This window comes from Priestia sp. 179-F W1.4 NHS (assembly GCF_045369295.1).
GTDB classification, from domain to species: domain Bacteria; phylum Bacillota; class Bacilli; order Bacillales; family Bacillaceae_H; genus Priestia; species Priestia zanthoxyli.
The window spans coordinates 1-4,994 of sequence record NZ_JBIQFF010000041.1; the positions used below are offsets into that span (position 1 = coordinate 1).

At 32.8% G+C, this 4,994-nt stretch carries 6 protein-coding genes and 1 pseudogene; 4 read left to right on the forward strand and 3 right to left on the reverse strand.

All coding sequences use genetic code 11. The features are described from left to right. Positions 1–758 precede the first annotated feature (758 nt). Together ACH0CI_RS27940 and ACH0CI_RS28290 are read left to right on the forward strand one after the other, a co-directional pair. Complete coding sequence (locus ACH0CI_RS27940; RefSeq protein WP_224980654.1) at positions 759–908, forward strand: hypothetical protein; 150 nt, start codon at positions 759–761, stop codon at positions 906–908. A 136-nt stretch (positions 909–1,044) separates the two neighbouring features. After that, positions 1,045–1,098, forward strand: a complete 54-nt coding sequence (locus tag ACH0CI_RS28290; RefSeq protein ID WP_483880020.1) for a hypothetical protein — start codon at positions 1,045–1,047, stop codon at positions 1,096–1,098. Positions 1,099–1,494: 396 nt separating this feature from the next. On the opposite strand, the gene ACH0CI_RS27945 is transcribed toward ACH0CI_RS28290, so the two are convergent. Then, complete coding sequence (locus ACH0CI_RS27945) at positions 1,495–1,731, reverse strand: hypothetical protein (protein WP_224980653.1); 237 nt, start codon at positions 1,729–1,731, stop codon at positions 1,495–1,497. 298 nt (positions 1,732–2,029) lie between these two features. Between ACH0CI_RS27945 and ACH0CI_RS27950 the strand changes: the two genes are divergently transcribed. Beyond that, positions 2,030–2,257, forward strand: coding sequence for a hypothetical protein (locus ACH0CI_RS27950; RefSeq protein ID WP_406902633.1), 228 nt, complete (start codon positions 2,030–2,032; stop codon positions 2,255–2,257). Between the two features lie 300 nt (positions 2,258–2,557). Here the strand turns inward: ACH0CI_RS27950 and ACH0CI_RS27955 are convergent, their stop codons facing one another. Together ACH0CI_RS27955 and ACH0CI_RS27960 are read right to left on the reverse strand one after the other, a co-directional pair. Next, positions 2,558–3,283: a DUF6946 family protein gene (locus ACH0CI_RS27955; RefSeq protein ID WP_406902635.1), complete on the reverse strand. Its 726-nt coding sequence runs from the start codon at positions 3,281–3,283 to the stop codon at positions 2,558–2,560. Between the two features lie 34 nt (positions 3,284–3,317). Continuing rightward, positions 3,318–3,863 carry a hypothetical protein gene (locus ACH0CI_RS27960; RefSeq protein ID WP_406902634.1) on the reverse strand — a complete coding sequence of 182 codons (546 nt, stop codon included), beginning with the start codon at positions 3,861–3,863 and terminating at the stop codon, positions 3,318–3,320. Between the two features lie 352 nt (positions 3,864–4,215). Here ACH0CI_RS27960 and ACH0CI_RS27965 point away from each other — a divergent pair. Then, positions 4,216–4,926, forward strand: a pseudogene (locus tag ACH0CI_RS27965) (Y-family DNA polymerase); the annotation flags it as partial. Positions 4,927–4,994 lie beyond the last annotated feature (68 nt).

Consider the following 4,994-nt stretch of genomic DNA (forward strand, 5'->3'; position numbering starts at 1 on the left):
CTATAAATCCTAATAATGTGCTGTCATTTATTAAATGTAGATTACCAAACCTCAAATTTAAAACATAAATCACAAAAAATTTATGTTTTAAATTTTTATAGGAGATAAATAATATAAAGAAACATATAAGTGATGTAAAAATATAAGAAGAATTAATACATATTTTAGAAAAGTATAATTATAACTTAAGAAAAATAAAAAATTATAATTTAAATCCAAATACACATCATGAAGATAACATATAGACATTTTTAACTTATGAAAAAATTAATTTTAATACATCTACTACCAACAAAGCAAAAACAGTAATAGAAAGGTATTCCAAAAAACTTAAAAGTGAATTTCGACATAACATGATACTTAGTTTAGATGATGGGTTGTTTCTTTATGAAGAATTAGATAAATTCGGCCGAAAATATTATCAATACACCCAAAAAAGGAAATAGTTCCTTTAAACACGTTTTTATACCTGCTGATAATAAAAACAAACATACAAAAATATTTGCAAACTATTTATTTATGGCATTAAATGATGTTACTATACTATACCCTGAAATAACGCACTACATGGAGCATACAGCATGGGATCCAGATATCCGAGTCGAGTAACATTAACCATTGTTTTCCAAAGTATAAGAGTAAGTTACAGTTGTTGTTAGTTGTGACATAATTTTGGCCGACTAACCCTTATTTATAAGGCTGAGCATCCGTATAATGAAGTGAGTAGAAAGAGGATTCTTTTAGGAGGAGATAATAATATGGGTAACGATTCAATCATTTTAGAGTTATTAGCACGAATTCAAAAGTTGGAAGAGAAGGTTAATACTCTTGAGGAACAACTAGAAAATTCGGGATATACAAAAAGAGCTATTACAGGGTCAACCACAAAAGGTGGTGACCGGAGCTAAAATCTAGAGAGTATGATGCCCAGTATATACAACAAGAAAATCTAGAGTTCAACATTATATGATTTATGTATTGGTAGTAAGGTAAGTGGGCGGTGTGACAATTGTTGTTTAGCCTCACTTCAAAAGTTCTATAAAAATTGGCGTTTTTTTATGTGAATGCCAGGAATGCAGCATGAAAAAGAGTATCTAAGTATAGAGGGTTATACAGTAAAAAGAGAAGGGTTTTCCCCTTCTTTTTTCAATTTTAGAATTCAGTATAATAACATCCGTCCTTCAATCACGCTTACTAGATGATGGACATTGTTTTTTTCCTATCGTGGTATTTTTGTATGATAGTTAATTGTTCAAATATTCCCTAATACCCTCAAGTTCTCTGTACTGTTGAACTTGAGGGTGTTTATTGTATTCATTTTTAATTGTAGATTTATCATTATTTAATGACAAAATAACTCGTCCTTTAAAAAACAGTTATCAAATCTAAAGCAATAAAGAGTCAATCATCTTAATCTTATGTTGAGATCAATGAAAAGTGATGACGGCCTGCCATCACTTTATTACTATTCTAAATTTTTCCGAATACTCCCTATTATACTACTACTCTTGAGTAACCAGGACGACCCTTAATTACACGACTATCGTTTTGACGTAATTTCCACATGACGTGATGAATTTCACCAAAGCGAATTCCAAACCTATTGAAGATAAAATCTGAAATATCTTTATGAGACACTTCGCCACCTTTTTGTCTCATAAATTCAACAATTGCAGGGTGTATTTCTTCCTTGCCATAACGTTTACCGTCGGTATAGATGTTTTTATTCATTTTATAGATCTCCTTTCAAATTACACCATTCTTGATTTTACTATAACTAAAAATAATTACGAATAATTTAGTATGATTATAGATGTAATAGTATCCAGCACGCATACTTCTGTAAAAAAGAAAAACATATACAAAATTTTAAGAAGGTGTCTCTATGAAGAAAGTTGTGAATAGTTGGATTAGATTAGGTCAAAGTATTCTTAAGGTTTCCACAAAAATATTCATCGTTATAGTCCATATTCTATAAATAAAAATAAATCGTATATCAAGATGTAATTTATAGTAGTGAGGTGAAAGTATGAAAGAAAACGATATTAAGAATTTAAAATCCGAAATTATAAAAAAACACGAGATATTGTTTGCAAAGAGATTGGAACTTAAGAATGAAACAAGCCTTTTGATGTTGGAAATTAATTTATTAGATGCACAGCATACTCTTGATAAAGTATGTCAGTTAAACCAACAGATAGACGATATAACCTCTGAAATGGATTATTTGAAACAAGCCCTTGAGGCCATTAATTAAGCTATAACAGAGTGTGTCCAATTCTATAGGTACAACCACAAGCAATCTTAAGGGTGATTTAACGGCCTTTCCACCCATAGAATATCGGGGAAAATCCGTAGTTTTTTATTTATAAACTTCGTTAAAATAGAATTAAATACAATAAAATCACTAATATTATTGCATTAGTACAAGTGATTGAAGATACAAAAGAAGCCTTTGCTGAGATCAGCGACGGCTTCTTAACTTTGATCGGTACAATTTGTTTAACTATTAAATGCAAACTCATTATTTACTTTTCAATATCATTCACTCTAAAAATTAATATGTTAAAAACTTTTGATCTCCCTGAACCCACCCAAAATATAGATCAATTCCATTAAGATGAATAGGGCCTATTATCTGATTTTTTACAGCTTTTAAGCCAAAAAGAAAGCTAAACTTTTCATAATCTACAAACCCTTTATCAATTTCACTAAAAGAATGAATTAACATAAGAGTATTAGGGGCCACGAATTTTTTAGCAAGAAGGATTGCTGAAACTGATCTATGTAATAATTGATATCTAAGTCCAGAAATATCTACGGCAGAAAAACTTTCTAATCCAAGCGTTTCGATTAGAAATTGAACTCTTTTTCTTAAGCCACTACTAGGTTCTAGTCCAAGTCTTTTACCAATTGTTCTACCGAAATCCTCATTCACTTTTCCCTCAACAGCAATTGTAATCAGTTGCTCTTGTAAGAGTCCTTTTGCTAAAACAAAGATATCGTTTTGTGAAGCACGACTGCCACCCGGTAAACTAACCTTATACTCTGGTAACCCTAAAAGTAATTCAACATTTTTAAATAATTCAATATTAGAATCGAGAAATGTTGATTTGACCTCTGGTGGAAACCCCTGTTGGTTCTCCCAGCAACATGCGAGCGTTCTTGCGGAATACCCTGATTTAAACTGCTCAATCTTATTTACTAATAATTCTCCCCAATTTTCAGGTCCTTTACTTGGTATATAAAAGTTTATGGCTTTCTTCTCTCTTGACTTACTCAGATCCTATCCCTCCTGTTTAGTTAGTAGTTCTATTCTAAATTATGGTGTCTATACTTTCTTTAATCTTATGATATAGCACCAGCTGACTAATTTTCTCTAAAGAGCTTAAAGAAATTCTTTTTTGCTGGGAATAAAGGTTGTTTAAAGTTTGAGTTGGCAAAATATAAAAATGCCATTGCTCCATATTTAACACATCAATTTGATTTGCATCCTTTTCTTTCAAGAGGCAAAACGCATAAATATCGGCATGACGTACAGCATACGCATCATATTTATTGGTAGTGTAATTATAAGATTTCTTAGCCTCAATACCAAAATTAATTTTCGAGTATTTTCCTGCGTGCCAGCTCTGTATGTAAGCAGCTGATTTTACTTCAATTTTTTTGTCCTTGTAAACTAAATCATGAGTGTCCCATTCAATACGTAGGGTTTGTAAGACCCCTAAAGCACTTCCTACAAGAAATTCTGAGAATATCCCTCTTAACGAGTTCATTAGAAGATCTGAAAATCCCCATGCCCAAAAATCTGAAATGGATTGTTGTGTTTCTAAGATTTTAGTATCAGGTGAAAGCTTCTTCATTTTTTTCTTTTCCTTCCTAGTATTAATTCTGTAGTTTATTCATCTCTATCTAATTCTTTCGTACCTTTTATGTAATCTTCTAAACCCACTTATGTTCAATAAATTAAATCCGATTTGAACATGAAGAATAAAATTTTTCAGCTATAAAATATATTGTATCTAGGGGTAGAGTAGTTTTAGAAGAAAAATAAAGACCCAGAATTACTAATACTTTATATAGTTAAAGTGTAGCAATAGACTCCATATAAGTAATAGCAATAATCGGGAAAACTTTAGAGTTTTTGTTGAATAAAGAACGTTTGTTCGTATATAATATAGAGAACAAACGTTCTTTTTTTAAGGAGTTCTTTTAATGGATGATGGGCAGCTACCAAACAGAATCATTATTTGTATAGACATGAAATCGTTTTTTGCCTCGGTTTCCTCTGTTATACGGGGGTTAGATCCGTTGAAAACAAGGCTTGCGGTGGTAGGAGATGTCAAAAGGTCAGGCTCGGTTGTGCTAGCTGCCACACCTTTATTAAAGAAAGAAGGGATCAAAACAGGCAGTCGTCTTTTTGACATTCCTAAAAGGAAAGATATCCATGTGGTGAATCCATCCATGGAGAGATATATCAAGGCTTCGAACTATATTTCTAGTTTGGTGTTACAGTATGTGGCTCCTGAAGACTTTCATGCGTATAGCATTGATGAGTTGTTTATTGATGCGACAGCTTCTTTGCATTTATTCGCTCAAACACCAGAAGAACTGGCCCATAAAATCATCAACGAGATTTATCGCAAGACACGGCTGACAGCTACCGCAGGTATCGGTCCGAATCTCTTACTGGCGAAGGTGAGCTTAGATCATGAAGCCAAGAATAGCCCCACAGGAGTTGCCTATTGGCGATATAAGGATATTCCCTTTAAGTTGTGGTCCATTCACCCGATGAAGGATTTCTGGGGAATATCGTCTGCTACGGAAAGGCGCTTAAATCGTTTGGGCATTCACTCCATAAAGGAACTCGCTCTTTCTTCAAAAGAGATGTTACAACAGGAATTTGGCATACTAGGCGAAGAGTTGGTGCGCCTATAAGGGCGTGTATTGAAAGTGCTGATAGCAAGGCATCAGGTTAGATTGCAAAGCCTGTC